The organism is Cytobacillus gottheilii, from assembly GCF_001636345.1.
Lineage (GTDB): Bacteria > Bacillota > Bacilli > Bacillales > Cytobacillaceae > Cytobacillus > Cytobacillus gottheilii.
The window spans coordinates 878052-894975 of sequence record NZ_KV440945.1; the positions used below are offsets into that span (position 1 = coordinate 878052).

The following is a 16924-nucleotide window of genomic DNA, read 5'->3' on the forward strand; positions in this document are numbered from 1 at the left end:
AGTTGATACGTATTGGGAGAGTAAGAGTTGAAATAATTACGAAAAATAATGTTATAGGCTTTGATGATACATTTGATCAACAAATGAATATTATTTGTAGTGAAAAGAACACTTCTGGAAAAAGCTCAATTATTTCAAGTGTATATTATGGCTTAGGTTTAGAGGAAATCATTGGCGGAAAAGGCCATAATGTATTAAGTTCAGCTTTTAAAACCAAAGTTGAATATGAAGGAGAGCTGGATGTTTTAGAGTCAAAAGTATTTCTTGAGATATCAAATGGTAGCGAGGATGTTACTATTTTAAGATCAGCAAAAATGAAAAACAGGAATTCTAATTTAATGACTATCTTTTATTCAAAGATGGATCGAATTCATGATAAAGTAACTATTAGTGAAGATATGTATGTCCATTCACAAAATTCAGCTACAAGTAATAAAGGTTTCTTTACATTTTTGGAAGCCTTTTTAGGGTTAGATTTACCTAGTGTTGCAAGTACAGATGATAAAGAAAGAAAGTTGTATTTACAACTAATTTTTTCTAGTATGTTAATAGAACAAAAGAGAGGTTGGTCTGATCTTTTTTCTGGGATGCCGCACTTTGGAATTCGGGAACCCAAGAAACGAGTAATTGAATATCTATTAAATATGGATACTCTAAAAAATGAAAAGATAAGGCATAGGTTAAAAATAAAAGAAAGTAGAATTGTTGAAAAGTGGAAGCAAGTTTTTCATGAAACAGATAAAAACATAAGGAATATGGGCCTAATGCTTAAGGGAGTAAATGAGAACGTTGAGATTTTAGAAGATCCTGATCAGCTTATTAAGGTTATTTATCAAGATGATGAACGGACTCTGACACTAGATGAATACATTGAAATGAAAAGAAATGAGCTTCAAAGCCTGATTAAAGTAAAGCCTAAAGAAATTGATAATTTCCATGAATTAAAAAAGGAACTTAGACAAATAGAAGAAGATGTTATAGAGCATGAAGAAAAAATTAAACAATTGAAAATTAACGTAAATAATGAAAGAACAAGTTTAGATAGATTATTAAATAGCCTGAATTTAATTCAAACAGACATTACTAACAACCACGATGCTAAAAAACTGCGGAACCTAGGATCAAAAGAAGGCTTTAATTCTTTTAAAGACATTTGTCCAACTTGTAATCAACCAATATCGGATACATTGCTAGTAAGTCAGAATGTAGCAGATGTAATGAGTATTGATGATAACATTAAACATTTAAAATCTCAGGAAAAACTATTTGAGTTTGCTATAGAGCAGAAGAAAACAAATATAAAAAATATTGAAAGTAACATTAGTATTTTAGAAAATACAGTATCAAAACTGTATCGACTTTCAAGAGTTACTAGAAATGATATCTTTGCCATTGATGGTTCGGTTTCAGAAAGTACTATTTATAAAAAGGTAGAGTTAAATAAAACAATAGAGGAATTAGAAAAAGTAAAAACAGATATAGAGGAGACCAAAGAGGAATTTAAGCAATTGTCAGATGTTTGGAAACAATATCTTGCAGATTTAAATAAATTGCCTGAAAATAAGTTTACTAATTTAGACGAAAGAAAAATTAAATCGCTAAGAGATAACTTTGTTTCAAACCTTAAAGTATTTGGGTATAGGAGTTCTTCTGATATTAATAAAGTAATGATATCGAAGGATACATTTATGCCTACAATAGAGAACTTCGATTTAAAATTTGATTCATCGGCTAGTGACCATATTAGAAGGATTTGGGCATTTACTATAGCACTAGTACAGACTTCTAATGAGATGAACGGGAATCATCCGGGAATTCTAATATTTGATGAACCGGGTCAGCATAGTATAGTAGTTGAGGATATGGAAGCTTTCTTAGATAGTTTAAAAATATTGGCAGCTAAGACTCAAGTAATTGTAGGAATAACGATCAAGGAAACTGATACCCGAGAGGTGATATTCAAGAAAATTTCAGAGGGTTGTAAAGGAATTATAATTAAAGATAGAGCATTTAATAAATTGAGCTAACTTTTTCAACATCAATCTCCCGCAGTTGGACACATATTGCGAATAAGAACAAAACAAAGTCATTTGCTACGCAGTACTAATAAACTTTGCAGAAAACTTTCATATGAGGCGGTCACTCTTTTAGGGTGATCGTTTTGTCGTATTAGACTCATACTACGCAGCAAATGTTTTCATTTATGAAAGAATGTACTTTTTCTTAGAGGTTTTATTTATAGGAACTAGGTATTCAACAAACGGGCCAGATTATGGAGTAACATTTAATTAGGAAATTGGATTTGTGAAGAATTATACTAAAAGTAGCTTGGTAGTTAAGTTCAATAAATATCTTGTTTTATTTATTATAATAAGATTTATTATAATAAGATAATCAATTTAAACCCTGAAAGTATCCTTTCAGGGTTAGGAAAAAACTTAATTTTCTGTTGGAATTCTATCTGCTAAATTGTTTCTTAAATTAGTAAATTTTTCTCTCATTTTCTTTTTCAGTTCATTAAGTTTGTCTTCATTTTGACAATTATTGCAGATTAAATGCAAACTAGATAATTTATCCAAGTCTTCGAAAGTTTCAATCTGAACTTGTCCATTACCAAGACCGAAAAAATCGTCTGTGACTTTTCCTAAATCCGTATTTAATTGTTCTCGATGATTTCTATTTGTAAAATCATCGATATTAGATAAAGGTCTACCACAGTGTTGTTCGCTGCATCTAATTTTAATACCTATCATAAAAAACCCCCTTATTAATATAAGTACTTAATAATTATAAAGACTTTAGGGAAAATATGGAACTGAAACTGTTAAATCAAAAGAAAGTTTTAAAGCTATTATTCCTTACGTCATATTTCAAAGATAACAATGGGTATTTATTTCTAAATTTACAAAAAATAGATACTAAACAAAAGAAAAGATTTATAATATCCTCAAATAAGGAGGTGGTATAAAATGGCTTATAAGATATATATGAAAAATAAATTTGATGGAAACCTTGAAGAAGCTGACGATGAAATATATCACAGTAAAGAAGATGCTGAATACGCAAAAGACGAAGCAATAAATAATTTTATGACCGGAGCAGACGAACTTGAACTGGCTGGAGAAAGCTATGCAGAACCAAATGAGTATGAATTTATAATAAAGAAAATTTAATAATGGCTAAAAGTGTAAGATATATTTTCTTAATGGGTTCGGTTGAGAGGTTTAAAACGCTAATTCACAAGTGAATTCGCAGTACAAAGCACATATGTTTTAACAATACGATAACAAATAGAGCAGCGGAATGGGTTCCACTTCTTTTTTAATTCATCTTAGTTATTTTATGTGCATAGTGTTATTCAACAATCGGGCGCTTTCCTAGAAAAAGGATGCGTCCAGTTTCATTTAATGGCCAGATTGTATAGCAACTTTGATATTATGTAGTAGACTATTACTACGCAATTTTAAGTAATTTTGAGGCAGAATGTTCTAAAGTAAATGGTCGATATGTATAAATGGAGGATTGTAAATTAAGGTTTATATCCTCAAATGTATTATACTGGTAAAACGAACGGATGATTCGCAAATTGGTTTCCTTGGAAGGTATTAGTTCATTATCTTGTTAATCAGTTTGGTAGCGATTTATTGTTAAAATTTAACTTAGAGTAGATGGACAATAGTAGATAAAAGCAACGGTTGTTGGTAGGGAGAAGAAGTTTATTGGAGACTAAAAAGAAAAAATATAATTACGGTGCTATTGCAAAAGCAGCCAAACCATTTATGACTTTTGAGCAAATCTTCGGTAGAGAACCAATTAAAGAACAAGTAATTGACTCAATAAAGTCCCTTAACTTAGAGAAGACGTTAATTTTAGTATCACAATTTGCTGCAATGGAAAAAAACGCTGCAGAGTATGTGAAAAATTCTTATCTTGGCTCAATTAGTAACATATTAGGAATAAATACAGAAAAAAATAAAGACGAAGTATTATTTGCTTCGCAGGCAATATTAAATTTCTATAAATGGTTATTAGCATATGGGCAAGAATCAACACTGAAAGAAGAAATCAAAGAGGAAGATTTTTTTAATACAATAAATTTGTTCTTGAAAGTATCAGATTTTTTACCAAAACACATAGAACCAGATGATTTTTTATTACAAGTACTTTCTTTTTCAAAACATACCAATTTAGGAAATGAAATAGCGAGAGCTTTCTTTATCTACTCTGAATTATCAAAACAGCAGGAGTTATACAAAGAAAAAGAGTTTTTGGATATAAATAGTGATTTCGTTAATTTCTATGGTTATTCAATTGAACAGTATTTAGCTGTTAATTTTGCCTTGTTGACTTTGGTGCTGCCACAGAGGGTTCCTTTTTCAACAAATTGGGTGAAAAATAAAAATGAGTTTTTTAAAAATACAGAGTTAAAGCATATCGCACCAAAAATTATTGATGATTTATCCATAAATATTACTGAGGCACAAAAATGGGCTAGCTCTACTATAGATAACAGCTGGAATTATCTAAAACTCCAAGAGCTTCCTTTACTAAAATTAAATTCGGTTGAATTTATTCCTTTTAACTATGATATTATTTCAAATGGGATCTTTGATGGTTTATATCACAGAATAAGAGGGTGTTACCCTGAAAAAGATAGAAGATTTCTTACCTTTTTTGGACGTCCCTTCGAAAAATATATCGAACTTATATTGAAAGAAGCTATTCAAAATTCTAGGTTTGATTATGAGTATATTGAGGAGTTTGATTATGGAACAAAAAGTCCGTCCCTTTCTTCTGATTTTTATTTGAGGTTGAATGAGGATTTAATTATTATTGAAGCAAAAGGTGCGAGACCTACAGTGAATTCAAGCATTAATGCTGACAAAGAATCTATCAGAAAAGACCTTAAAAAGTTATTTATTGATCCAATTATACAAGCGGATACAGCATATCAGAATATACTAAATTCGAGTTTCTCCTATAAGTTTAATGGTGTACAAAATATTTATATAATATCTGTTAACATAAATAACTTCCCTTCTGTTCCATCCTTTTACGAGGAAGTAGATGAAGCATTAAAAGAATCTCTTAGTGATAATGTAAAAGGTTATTTCAACTTTAGCATCACAGATATTGAAACAATGTGTTATTTAATATCCCGTAAAGGAAAGAAACCACCAATTTTTAGATACTTGAAAAATAAGTTCGAATCATCAGATGTTCAATCATTCACATGGTTTCTTGAACATTCTAATATTCCTATAAAAAGAAGTAAATGGATTAATGAACAATTGTATAACAGTTATAAGAAAATATACGAGATTTCATTTGAAAATCCGGAAAAGTCTTTGATGTCTTTAGAGAAAAAGTTACTGAAGAAAAAATAATTTATTAATGTGGCCTTTTAGTAAATTTATAATTTAGTTCGTTTATTTATAATAAGTAAGACAAAAAAACAACAGTATATTTGCTGCATAGAACAAATATACTGTTCAATAGAAAACAATATTTCTCAATTTGGAGCGATTACGTAACGTCTGGTGTTTCTGGCATTTAAATAATGCATTTTTTGGCAGTATGTTCATTGATCATTTTGAATCATTACTCAAGGCAGAACTGTATAGATGTTTATATTTATACATAATTGTCTAGCTATGCTTATTGTATTAACGGGGCAGGTTAGTTAAAAGGAGGGTTCCAAAACAAATTGTCGAATTTAAAAATATACAAATATTTACAAGGAGCTGTAATTATGACAACTGCACTTTTTAAAGGTATGGAAGGAGTATTTATTCCTGTTACAGATCCCGAATTATCTGCAAAATGGTATGGTGAAATACTTGGATTTAAACTTATTTATATTGAAGAAGAGGCAGCCGTGATGCGGATTGGAGATCAATCCCAAACAGTAGTTTGTTTGGTTAAAACCCAAAATCATCAACCAATGAAGTTTCCAGAAAATAATTTTGGGGTCGGGAAATACTATAATTTTATTCCTAACAACATAGAAGAAACCCACAAACTTCTATTGAAAAAAGAAGTAAAAGTAAATCCTATAAGTGGAGATGGAACAACTAAATTCTTTACTTTCTATGATCCAGATAATAATCCTTTAGGCGTTTGCCAATAGGGGTTTTATAAGTGAATTTTCGAGGTGCCGACAGCACTTTTTTGTTTGTTAAACAAACGGGTGTGTTCCTTTAAGATTAGTCTGCAAAAAAAAGCAGGTTCTTTATTCGACTAACAGGGCAATTTAGTGAAAGAAGAAATTCAAAGAAATGGGAGATGTATTGTGGGAATTCCTAAATATCCTGAAGTTCCAAGTCTAACACAGAAACAAATTATTGATATAACGGAAATAGTTTTTTACAAAGAGGTTGAATCGAAAAAGTGTGATGCAATATTTGTCTTTGGTGGTTCGCACCCTGGTAATTGGCTGACACCTTTAGATGCTTATAAAAAAGGTTTGGGAGATTTTGTTATTGTAACAGGTGGTGGTAGTTTATCAAATATGCGTCACCCTGAATGGAATTATGGAAGTATGACTGAAGCCGAGGTAATTGTTAAAAACTTAGTTGAAAATGGTGTTCCAAAAGAAGAAATAAGTTATGAAACTTCATCGATGTACTCAATAGCAAATGTAATTGAGGCAAAGAAAATATTTGATTTTACCAAAATAAGCAGCTTGTTATTCGTTTGTAAAAGTATTGCCGCAGGAAGGCAGTATCGTACCTTAACAAAACAACTTCCAACTAATATTGAATTTATTCCTTATCCATTTGATACAAGTTTTGATGGTCAAACAATCATAACGAGAGATAACTGGATGGTAAATGAAAAAAAGCAAATCACTTGTCTTCGGTGAGTTTTTAAGGAATATGGCATATGGAATAAAAGGTGGAATAACAGCTCCTGATAAGCAAGTAGAAGGTCTTGAAGACATTGTTTTGCATAACTGCAAACTATTAGATTAATTTCCTTTATTCAAAGATTTATGTGTTTGTGAAGGCTTGTACTGAATGCTTATGTTCAAAATTAGGTGCCAAAAAAGGCGGCTTTTGTTATGTAACAAACGGGGCAGGTTTGTTGAAGAAAGTGACGCGACTAACTTTTGATATTAAGGGTGCTAACTGACTTATCATATTAAAGCTGTTACTACCTCCCAACATTCAATCGTAAGCCATGCATCTAAGGAAAATCTCACTAGAAGGCATCAAAGGGAGATGTTCTTATATCGGATTGTATCGTTAATGAAAAGCCAAAGGTTAACAGAACAATTCCTATTACATAAAAAAATATTTAATCCTAATCAACCTCTTAATTATTTTTATTGCAAATGCAATAAAAATAATTTAAATTAAATTTAGACCTTTATTATTACGGCAACAAAAAACTACTGAGGTGTTAATTGTGAAAGAAATTTTGCGTGAAATCGGCATGATCGCAAGGGCATTGGATTCGATAAGTAATATAGAATTCAAGGAGCTTGAACTAACAAAAGGCCAGTATTTGTATCTGGTGCGAATATGTGAAAACCCGGGAATTATCCAGGAACAGTTAGTCGATTTGATTAAAGTGGACAGATCCACTGCAACTCGGGCTATCCAAAAACTAGTATTGAATGGGTTTATAGAGAAGAAAGATGATCAACACAACAAAAAAATAAAAAAAATTTATCCAACTGAGAAAGGAATTTCGGTCTACCCTTTCATTAAAAGAGAAAATGAATATTCCAATTTAGTTGCATTAGCAGGATTTACTGAAAATGAAGCAGAAAATACGTTTGATTATCTGCAGCGAATTAGAAAAAATATTGAAAAAGACTGGGATTTTGTTAAAAAGGGAAACAGGAGAAACTACTAACCCCACCTAAAGGAGCTGCTTTAATAACGATGACAATAAAGGAATGTACCATTGAAGATTTACGTGAACTTCAGTCAATCAGTGTGGAAACATTTATTGAGACTTTTAAAGATCATAATTCCGCAGAACACCTAAATGCCTATTTGGAAAAGGCATACAACTTGAACCAACTAGAACAAGAGTTAGCCAATCCATCTTCGCAATTCTTTTTTGTTTATATTAATCAGGAAGTAGCTGGATATCTGAAAATCAATACTGGTGATGCCCAATCTGAAGTGATGGGCGATGACTCACTTGAAGTCGAGCGCATTTATGTGAAGAAGAAATTCCAAAAGCATGGTTTTGGAAAGGACCTGATGAATAAAGCAGTGGAAGTAGCGAAAGAACAGAAGAAAGAGAAAATTTGGCTTGGGGTATGGGAAGAAAATGAGAATGCCATAGAATTCTATAAGAAAAAAGGATTTTTCCAAACGGGTGCTCACTCTTTTTATATGGGTGATGATGAGCAAGTAGACTTGATTATGACCAAAATACTCTATTAGTTTTTAGTGAAAGGTGGATCATCATGTATATTCCAAAATATTTTAAGGTCACCAATGAAGACGAAATCCGGGAATTCATTCAGCTAAATTCGTTTGGGACGCTTGTTACAACAAAAAAAGGGAGACCAATTGCGACTCATTTGCCGATGCAACTGGTACAAAAGGAAGCATTATATATAACGGGGCATATGGCTTATGGGAATCCCCAGTGGCGCACATTTGAAACCGCTGAAGAAGTATTGGTAATGTTTCAGGGGCCTCACGCCTACGTTTCTTCCTCGTGGTATGAACACGAAAATGTCCCGACATGGAATTATCAAGCAGTCCATATATACGGAAAGGCCAGTATTTTGTCCGATAAAGAGTTGGAACAGGACCTGCAAAGGTTACTGCATAAATACGAAAATCATCGTGAAAACCCCATACTATGGGAAAAGCTTTCTCCTGTATTGCTGGAAAAAGAACTAAAAGGTATTGTTGGTTTCAAAATTAAGGTGCAAGAAATTCAGGCTGCCTATAAACTGAGTCAGAATCGTAATGAAAAGGACTACCAAAACATAATTGAGGAACTGCATAATGAGAAAGATATAAACGCAAAGGCATTAGCCGAAATTATGAAGAATAGAGAAAAATAAAGGTTGGCAATGTTAATGAAGCATTCCATAGCTTTTGAGTGAAAAGACTAAAAGAGAATTTCACTTTGTATTTATTCAACAAAACCAGCTAATAGTTTGTCAATAAATATATTTTAAATTTATAATCACTAAATGCTATACTAAAAATGCACAACTCAAATAACCCTCCTGATTCATTTTGGAAGGTTTTAGTTGTATAGGAAAATGCTGTTACTAAATAGTTTCTTGGAATGGAGTTTTCGTTTTTAACATCGCATAAATCCAGTGTAAAAGCTTATTAGCACATGCAATAATGGCTACCTTATAAGGCTTACCTTCTTCACGTTTTAAATCGTAGAAGGCACGTAATCGCTTATTTCGTGCAATGGTTTCTTCAGTTGTTTTCTTTTTACGACTATCTCGAATGGAACACCGAACTGCTGTGAAAAGCATGTGGCGAAGCCTTGCAGAGCCTCGTTTAGTAATATGATTCTTCGTGCCTTTAAAGCGACCTGATTCAAATACACTAGGATCAAGTCCTGCAAAGGCAACTAACTTTTTGGGATGACTAAACCGATCAATTTCCCCAATTTCAGAAATAATCGTTGCAGCGATTTTTTCACCTACACCGGGAATTGTTTGGAGTAGTTCATATTCTTCGAGTTGTACTGCTAACTGATCAATCTCACGCTCCAACGTAGAAAGCTGTTGGTGGTACACTTGAAGTAAATCAATATACATATTCAGACTGACAAGAAGGCTTTGATAAAGCGTTGACTGATATGGGTTGCGTTCTGCGGCTGCGATTAATCCCTCTGCTTTTTCAAGCGCCCAATTAAACGATCGTGCTTTACAATGCCTATCAATAAATTGTGCAATTTCCTCCACACAAGCTTTTAAGACAGTCTCCGAGGTAGGGAAAGTTTGTAAAGTTCTTAATGAAACCTCGGCATACAGATCGCCAAAAACGCCTTTATACTCTGGAAATACTTGATCTAACACAGATTGAAATTGAAGCTTTGTTTGAACCATAATTCCCGTCATATTTTCATGTTGTCTTGTCAGATACCGAAGGTTTAATAACTGAACACCACGCTTTTTCTGCGGCTCTAAATCCTCTTTGTAATACAGTTCGCCTAAGTGATAAGCATCAATGGCATCTGTTTTGGTTTTTCTTAAACTAGAACTTTTTGCTCGGTAAGATACCAATGGATTTACGATAATGACAATGTACTCTCTTGCTTCTAAAAACTGTACAACTGGGGCATGATAGTGACCCGTTGATTCCAAGACAACTGGTGGTTTCATCCCTGTTTGATGCTCTAAATCTAGTAAATAAGAGTATAACTCTTTTAAACCATCCACCGTATGTTCAACTTTCACACTGTTTTTATAGGGTATTTTTTTATCCAAGAACATTTGAACCTGACTTTCACCTTTAGCTACATCCAGACCAACAACTGGATTCATAAATTATCTCCTCCTAGTGTAGTGGATTGACCGGTAACCTCTATCTAGCTTGTCATTCATATCTTCGCTTGTTATACGGGATCATCATGTCCCAACCAGCCTAATCATGTGTTAACAAGTAGAGGGCGAACAGTTTAGTTGTCGGGATCAAGTCCCACGGGTGCTTCCGTTCTACCCCGGCTACTATCAATCTATAAATTGAATAAAAAATAGTCAACCAGGTTTCTCTGGCTGACCTTATAATACGACGGGTGCTTTCCTTAAGTAAAAGGGAAGCCTTTTTCTTATGTCGCTAAAGGGGCAGTATTGTTTAATAAGAGATATAGAATAGCAGTACTCTAGATAGTTAATAAAGGAAAAATCCTACCTTATGTTTGATACCTTAAATAGAGCACAATTAAAAAGGTGGATTTAAAAGGCATTGCAGAATTAATATATACGTGATTACGGCCATTGAAATGTACCACCAATGACATTCTATTTACCACCTAGTGACAAGAAATGTACCAGCAAATGACAAGCTGTTTACCACTACATTGCCTTCTGTATAATTATTGAGCACACCTATTGGTGTGTCATTATTATTCAGGAGGTTTTTTGTATGATTCATTATCGAAAGATATTGGAATTACAGGATGAGGGTATTAGCCTTAGAGGTATTGCCTCAAGTACTGGCCATTCTCGTCAAAAAGTAACAGAGATCATCACCCTTGCCGAAAAGAAGGGCCTAGTCTGTCCGTTAGAGGAGGAAATGACGGATAAATGGATTGAAGAATTTCTTTTTCCTCAGAAAACATTGGAGGCTTCAGGTCGGCATCCCTTGAATTTTGACTATATTCATGAGGAGTTGGCAAAGCCCAATGTAACACTTTCACTTCTCCACCATGAATATGAAGCTGAATGTAGAGCGAATCAAAAGATCCCATACTCTTATCGAAGTTTCTTACGTCATTACAGTAATTATGCAGATAAATACAAAGCTACTTTGCGCATTCGCAGAAAACCAGGTGAAATCATGGAAGTCGATTGGGCGGGCTCCACAGCATTCATCATTGATAGAGATACTGGAGAAAAGGTAAAAGCCTATGTGTTCGTTGCGACCTTGCCGTGCAGCCAGTTATCATACGCAGAAGCAAGCCTGTCTATGGACTCTCATTCATGGATCACACTTCACAATAATGCCTATAGGTATTTCGGTGGTACGACTCAAATTGTCGTTCCAGACAACCTAAAAACAAGCGTTACTAAGCATACAACCCGCGAATTGATCTTAAATCCTGCTTATAAAGAGATGGCGGACTACTACAATACTGTTGTCATGCCAGCGAGGGTTCGTACCCCTAAAGATAAAGCCAGTGTAGAAGGGTCGGTTGGAGTGATTTCTACTTGGATAATCGCAGCATTAAGAAACATGCATTGCTTTACTATTGATGAATTGAACGAAGAGGTTAGGAAGAGATTAGACGAATTTAATAAAAGACCCTTTACTCGAAAAAAAGGGTCGCGTTTGTCTGCATTTGAAGAAGAAGAGAAATTTGCCCTTTCTCCCCTTCCGATAGAACCTTATAAAATGTCTGAATGGAAAAAGACAACTGTAGCACCTGACTATCATGTTTCCTTCGATAGCATGTTTTATTCCGTACCATACGAATATATCAATCGAGAAGTCGAAGTGAGAGTGTCTGATAAACTCTTAGAGGTGTTTTTTAACCATATGAGAATAGCCTCTCATAAACGATTATATGGTAAATTTGGTCAAACTACCACTGTTCACGATCATATGCCAGATAATCACAAGTTATTCGTTGATCAAACCCCAGAAGCTGCGATTGAATGGGCAGAAAATATTGGAGAATCAACGTTAAGTGTAATTCAATATCTTCTAGATACTTCACAAACAGAGAAGCTAGCCCTACAATCTATATTTTCTTTGAAGAAGTTTGAGCGTCGATACACGAAATATGAGATTGAACGTGCTTGTAAGATGGTAATCTCAATGACTAAAAGACCAACGGTCAAAAGTATTCAAACGCTACTGAAGACTAACAAGAAGAATGACGCAGAGCAAGAATTAAAACGGAAAACAGAAATCAACACAAATAATTTTGGCTTTACACGTGGAGCTTCTTACTATGGGGGAACGGATAAATGATGAATGAACAAACATTAACCAAATTAATCGAGATGAAATTAAGTGGAATGGCAGAAGCCTATAAGGAACAAGCAGCGAATAAAGAATTTCAAAAAATGACTTTTGAAGATCGATTTAGTTTACTTGTCGATTTAGAACATGCCCGCCGAAAGAGTAATAAACTTCAACGGTTAATCAAAATGGCGACTTTTTTTAATTCCAATGCATGTATTGAAGACCTTGAATATCATGAAGATCGAAGGCTAAACAAAGAACTGATTTTGAAGTTGGCTAGTTGTAATTATATACTTGATAGTCACAACATTATATTAAAAGGACCTACTGGTTCAGGAAAGTCATTCTTAGCTACTGCCTTCGGAGTATCTGCCTGTCGCCAGTTTTTCAACGTTAAATATATTCGATTACCAGAATTACTGGATGAGCTGTCACTCGCTAAATTAGCAGCCGACGGAAGTTATCGGAAGAGCATAAAAAAATATACAAAAGTCGACCTCCTTATCCTAGATGAGTGGCTATTAACAGATTTAACAACGGATGAAGCAGCAATCCTCTTGGAAATTACAGAAGCTCGTCATAAGGTTGGCTCCACTATATTCTGTTCACAGATTGATCCTAGTGGATGGCATTTAAAGCTAGGAAATGAAACGATTGCGGAAGCAATCTTAGATCGTATTATTCATGACTCCTATCAAATTCTACTAGATGGAGAAGTTTCTATGCGTGAGCGTCATGGGTTAGGCAGGTAACCTTAATATGGCCACATAAACCACTAGGGAGATTCAGAAGATTGAAGAATACTATTATTGGGTGGGTTACAAAACCTGGATTCCTTTCCCAAAGGAACTAAATGAAATGCTTTTAGAGGTATACGTCGAGGAACCTATTCCTTATAGCTGGACTGAGGAAGATATATTTGAAGGGACTAGAATGATAATCTTCGATTACTTCAGTAACCAATCTAAATAGTTAATTAATAATAAAAGCCCTATCAGATTACTAGAATGTTAATCTGTAGGGCTTATTGCGTACTGGTAAATACGTTGGCGTAGCCTGGTAAATTCCTTGGCGAAGAGTGGTAAAAAAGATGGCAAGGGTGGTAAAATCCCTTGGCTGTAATCAATACGGATATTTTAAATGATTCCTGGAATAAAGAGAAGAGAAGCTTACTAAAAGAAATTTTTGTTCTTTAACCTAGGCTCTTTTCGTATGGATTGTTCCTTTTTTAAAAAAAATACGAATTTACTTTTTATGGTATTATGTTTATGAAAGTTTATTCCGAATAAGTAGAAAAAGTAATAGAAGTTATAGAATAAAGAAAAAAATAAAGGATGTGGAGAAAAGTGAAAATGCCGGATATAAATCATAAAACCTACATTAAAGTACCAGTAGAAGAAGTATATAAAACTGTTTCAACATCTCAAGGTTGGAATGCTTGGTTTACAGATGACACATCTTTAGAAATAAACTCAGATGGAACTGGTGAAATACGATTGATATGGACAAATTACGGTAGTGAAAATGTAAATATTGAAGATGGGGGGAAAATACTTGAGGCAATTCCAAATAAAAAATTTGTTTTTCAATGGTCACCAGGAGAACAAAATTCAACAGTAAATTTTATATTTGAGCCTCATGAGGAGGGTACATTAGTAATTCTTAATGAAACGGGCTATACAAATTCGGAAAAAGACTTAAAAGCCTGCATTGGATGTGCAGTAGGCTGGGGTGAAGCATTAACACTATTAAAGATATACTTAGAGTATGGAATTGTATATAAACAGGATTTATAATTCTGAAGTGGTGCTTTTATGTTCTAGAAGTCTTATATAACTAAAGTGTGTTTATATTGAAGTTCTAGAGCTGCCATTATGGTAGCTTCTTTAATTTCACTAAAGGGGCAGCATTCCTGTAATAAGTGAAACCTTTCTTATGGTAGAAAAGGGGCAGGATTATTGAAATGAAGGGAAAACGAATTATATCTAGAATCTTTTGATACATGATAAAAATTTTGATTTATTTATGGAGGAGTTATAATAAACGTCTTCTATTAGGAGTATAGGTGAAATGTATTTTAGACTACAAACGTGGACTAGATACTAATTACCTAATTGTACAACAAGGAAAGATAGTTGTATGAATTACACATATAGTGTCATTAGGATTACTAAATGGAAGTATGGGTGCATTAATGGATATAAAAACATTATGGGGTTTAAGATTTCAGGAATATTATGGAAAAATGTTCAGGTACTATTCAATAATTGGTGCGAATGTTGTTTATTTTTTTCTGATAATTAGTAGTATCTTTATTTATTATTTTAATTTATTTCTTCAATGGATACCCCCTCAAATATCTGTTGAAGTAATCTTGTCATTATTTGTGACTTTTATTTTAAAACAGACAAAAGTCCGTTCATTTGTTAAAAGAGCGGATATAGTTTTTTTGTTGCCATTAGAATGGGGATTAAAGCAGTATTTTATTAAATCGCTTCTATATAGTTTTGTTATTGATGTTTTAAAATTGCTTAGTTTCATTACTGTTTTCTTATCAATATTTTTAAAAACAACTAATATAAGTTTTTCCATCCTTTTTTTTATGGTGGGGATTGTTGCTTATAATATTTTAATGAAGTGGGGTGAACAATGGCTAGAGAACCATGTACAATTTGTGTTACATAGGTTAAGTAGGTTTTTTTCAATATATTTAATGTGTTATTTTTTGTTAAAAAGTGACTGGATTTTTATGCTTGTTTTAATGTGTGCAAATTTCATCTATTTAATTTTTTATAGAAAAAAAAGAAGTCTGAATTGGCAGTGGTTAATAGATGAAGAAGAAAGTGCCTTATTAAGTAACTATAAATTTATTAATATTTTCATGGATGTCCTTAATCTTAAACGTTCTTTTCGGAATAGACGTTTGCTTATTATGATACTGAAAAGGTGTATTCCCTATAGCCAAAATAATACATTCCTATATTTATACTCACATTTGTTTGTAAGGTATAATGACTTCTTTTACCTTTATTTAAGACTTACTTTAATCGGTTTATTTCTTAATTATGCTATGCCAACAAGTGCTTGGGTTTTTAATCTTCTAATTTTATTTATGACTGGATTTCAAGTAATTCCTTTACAACATGAAATTAAACGAAGTGTATTACTTTATCCTATTCCTAAATCACAGATAAAAAATTCTTTCTTAAAGTTTATCTTGGCTATCTTGTGTGCACAATTTTTTATACTATATTTCGCTATGTTCATCCATACTTCTACTGCCAAAATATCTCCTCTTGTACTTGGAAGTTTATTTGTTTATGTATTTGTAAATTTCTTTTTATCAAAAAGAATCAATGTCTCAGAAAGTGCCATTAAAGAATAGTGTGGTATTCAGCAAACGGGGCAGCATTCCTGTAATAAGTGAAAATGAGATTTGATAGAAAAAAGACCTCTTGATAAGATAAATGTGTCCTAAGCCGGCTAGCTAAAAGGGACAAAATATCTACTCGGAGGTCTCAAAATGAATTATAACCAAAATCATAAAATAGCTCAAATTACACCAAAAACCTTAATCATTGGTATTGATATTGCCAAACATCATCATGTAGCTAGAGCACAGGATTATCGTGGAATAGAATTAGGTTCTACTTGCTTTTTTGATAATACTCAAGAGGGAGTCAGGACATTTATTAATTGGATTAATCAAATAAAAGATTCATACGAAATGGAGTCTGTCATTACTGGAATGGAGCCAACAGGCCATTATTGGCTCAATTTAGCTCATATTTTAAAGGAAGAACAGATTAAGTTCGTCACGGTCAACCCCTTACACGTCAAGCACAGTAAGGAGCTAGACGATAATTCTCCAACTAAGAATGATGTGAAAGACGCAAAAGTCATTGCACAACTAGTCAAAGATGGTAGATACTCCGAACCAACGATACCACAAGGAGTTTTTGCAGAACTGCGTGTGGCTAAGAAATTACGTGATCTATTAAATGTAGACTTACAAATAGTGCAAGGACAGGTACACAACTGGATTGATCGATATTTTCCAGAGTTCTTTACCGTCTTTAAAAGTTGGGAAGGGAAGGCAGCTCTTCATTTATTAAAGCTTGAAGCATTACCGGAAGAACTGGTGAGATATACAGAAGAAGAATTGCTTGAATATCTTAGGCAAGCAGTGAAACGAAGTATAGGGATTAAGAAGATTCGTGCTTTAAAAGAAGCAGCCAATCGCTCGATTGGCATCCGTCAGGGTGCCATGATGGCTAAAATGGAGTTAA

At 33.3% G+C, this 16924-nt stretch carries 14 protein-coding genes and 1 pseudogene; 13 read left to right on the top strand and 2 right to left on the bottom strand.

Features of this window, described 5'->3' with window-relative positions:
- Positions 1-2 precede the first annotated feature (2 nt).
- A complete protein-coding gene (locus tag A6754_RS04135; RefSeq protein WP_066442649.1) occupies positions 3-2027 on the top strand; it encodes a coiled-coil domain-containing protein in 2025 nt (674 codons plus the stop codon).
- A gap of 411 nt (positions 2028-2438) precedes the next feature.
- Here the strand turns inward: A6754_RS04135 and A6754_RS04140 are convergent, their stop codons facing one another.
- Positions 2439-2753, bottom strand: a complete 315-nt coding sequence (locus A6754_RS04140) for a hypothetical protein (protein ID WP_066442650.1) — start codon at positions 2751-2753, stop codon at positions 2439-2441.
- Positions 2754-2969: 216 nt separating this feature from the next.
- Between A6754_RS04140 and A6754_RS04145 the strand changes: the two genes are divergently transcribed.
- From A6754_RS04145 to A6754_RS04175, 7 genes and pseudogenes are all read left to right on the top strand, one after another.
- Complete coding sequence (locus A6754_RS04145; RefSeq protein WP_066442651.1) at positions 2970-3173, top strand: hypothetical protein; 204 nt, start codon at positions 2970-2972, stop codon at positions 3171-3173.
- 546 nt (positions 3174-3719) lie between these two features.
- Positions 3720-5387, top strand: coding sequence for a hypothetical protein (locus A6754_RS04150; RefSeq protein WP_066442652.1), 1668 nt, complete (start codon positions 3720-3722; stop codon positions 5385-5387).
- Between the two features lie 365 nt (positions 5388-5752).
- The gene (locus A6754_RS04155) at positions 5753-6130 is read left to right on the top strand and encodes a VOC family protein (protein ID WP_066442653.1); all 378 of its coding nucleotides are present in this window, start codon (positions 5753-5755) and stop codon (positions 6128-6130) included.
- A 162-nt stretch (positions 6131-6292) separates the two neighbouring features.
- A pseudogene (locus tag A6754_RS04160) lies at positions 6293-6974 on the top strand (YdcF family protein).
- A 436-nt stretch (positions 6975-7410) separates the two neighbouring features.
- Positions 7411-7863: a MarR family winged helix-turn-helix transcriptional regulator gene (locus A6754_RS04165; protein ID WP_066442654.1), complete on the top strand. Its 453-nt coding sequence runs from the start codon at positions 7411-7413 to the stop codon at positions 7861-7863.
- 23 nt (positions 7864-7886) lie between these two features.
- Positions 7887-8405 (top strand): spermidine/spermine N(1)-acetyltransferase, encoded by a 519-nt coding sequence (gene paiA, locus A6754_RS04170; RefSeq protein WP_066442655.1) that lies wholly within the window; start codon positions 7887-7889, stop codon positions 8403-8405.
- Between the two features lie 23 nt (positions 8406-8428).
- Positions 8429-9040: an FMN-binding negative transcriptional regulator gene (locus A6754_RS04175; protein WP_066442656.1), complete on the top strand. Its 612-nt coding sequence runs from the start codon at positions 8429-8431 to the stop codon at positions 9038-9040.
- A gap of 213 nt (positions 9041-9253) precedes the next feature.
- Here the strand turns inward: A6754_RS04175 and A6754_RS04180 are convergent, their stop codons facing one another.
- Positions 9254-10489: an IS110 family RNA-guided transposase gene (locus tag A6754_RS04180; protein ID WP_066442657.1), complete on the bottom strand. Its 1236-nt coding sequence runs from the start codon at positions 10487-10489 to the stop codon at positions 9254-9256.
- 601 nt (positions 10490-11090) lie between these two features.
- Here A6754_RS04180 and istA point away from each other — a divergent pair.
- From istA to A6754_RS04210, 5 genes are all read left to right on the top strand, one after another.
- Complete coding sequence (istA, locus tag A6754_RS04185; protein ID WP_066442658.1) at positions 11091-12641, top strand: IS21 family transposase; 1551 nt, start codon at positions 11091-11093, stop codon at positions 12639-12641.
- Complete coding sequence (gene istB / locus A6754_RS04190) at positions 12638-13387, top strand: IS21-like element helper ATPase IstB (protein WP_180320189.1); 750 nt, start codon at positions 12638-12640, stop codon at positions 13385-13387. The genes istA and istB overlap by 4 nt, the downstream gene beginning before the upstream one ends.
- Positions 13388-13987: 600 nt before the next feature.
- Positions 13988-14431, top strand: coding sequence for an SRPBCC family protein (locus tag A6754_RS04200; protein WP_066442659.1), 444 nt, complete (start codon positions 13988-13990; stop codon positions 14429-14431).
- Between the two features lie 386 nt (positions 14432-14817).
- The gene (locus A6754_RS04205; RefSeq protein ID WP_082851602.1) at positions 14818-16020 is read left to right on the top strand and encodes an ABC transporter permease; all 1203 of its coding nucleotides are present in this window, start codon (positions 14818-14820) and stop codon (positions 16018-16020) included.
- A gap of 138 nt (positions 16021-16158) precedes the next feature.
- A partial coding sequence (locus A6754_RS04210) for an IS110 family transposase (RefSeq protein WP_156495843.1) occupies positions 16159-16924 on the top strand: 766 nt, incomplete at its 3' end.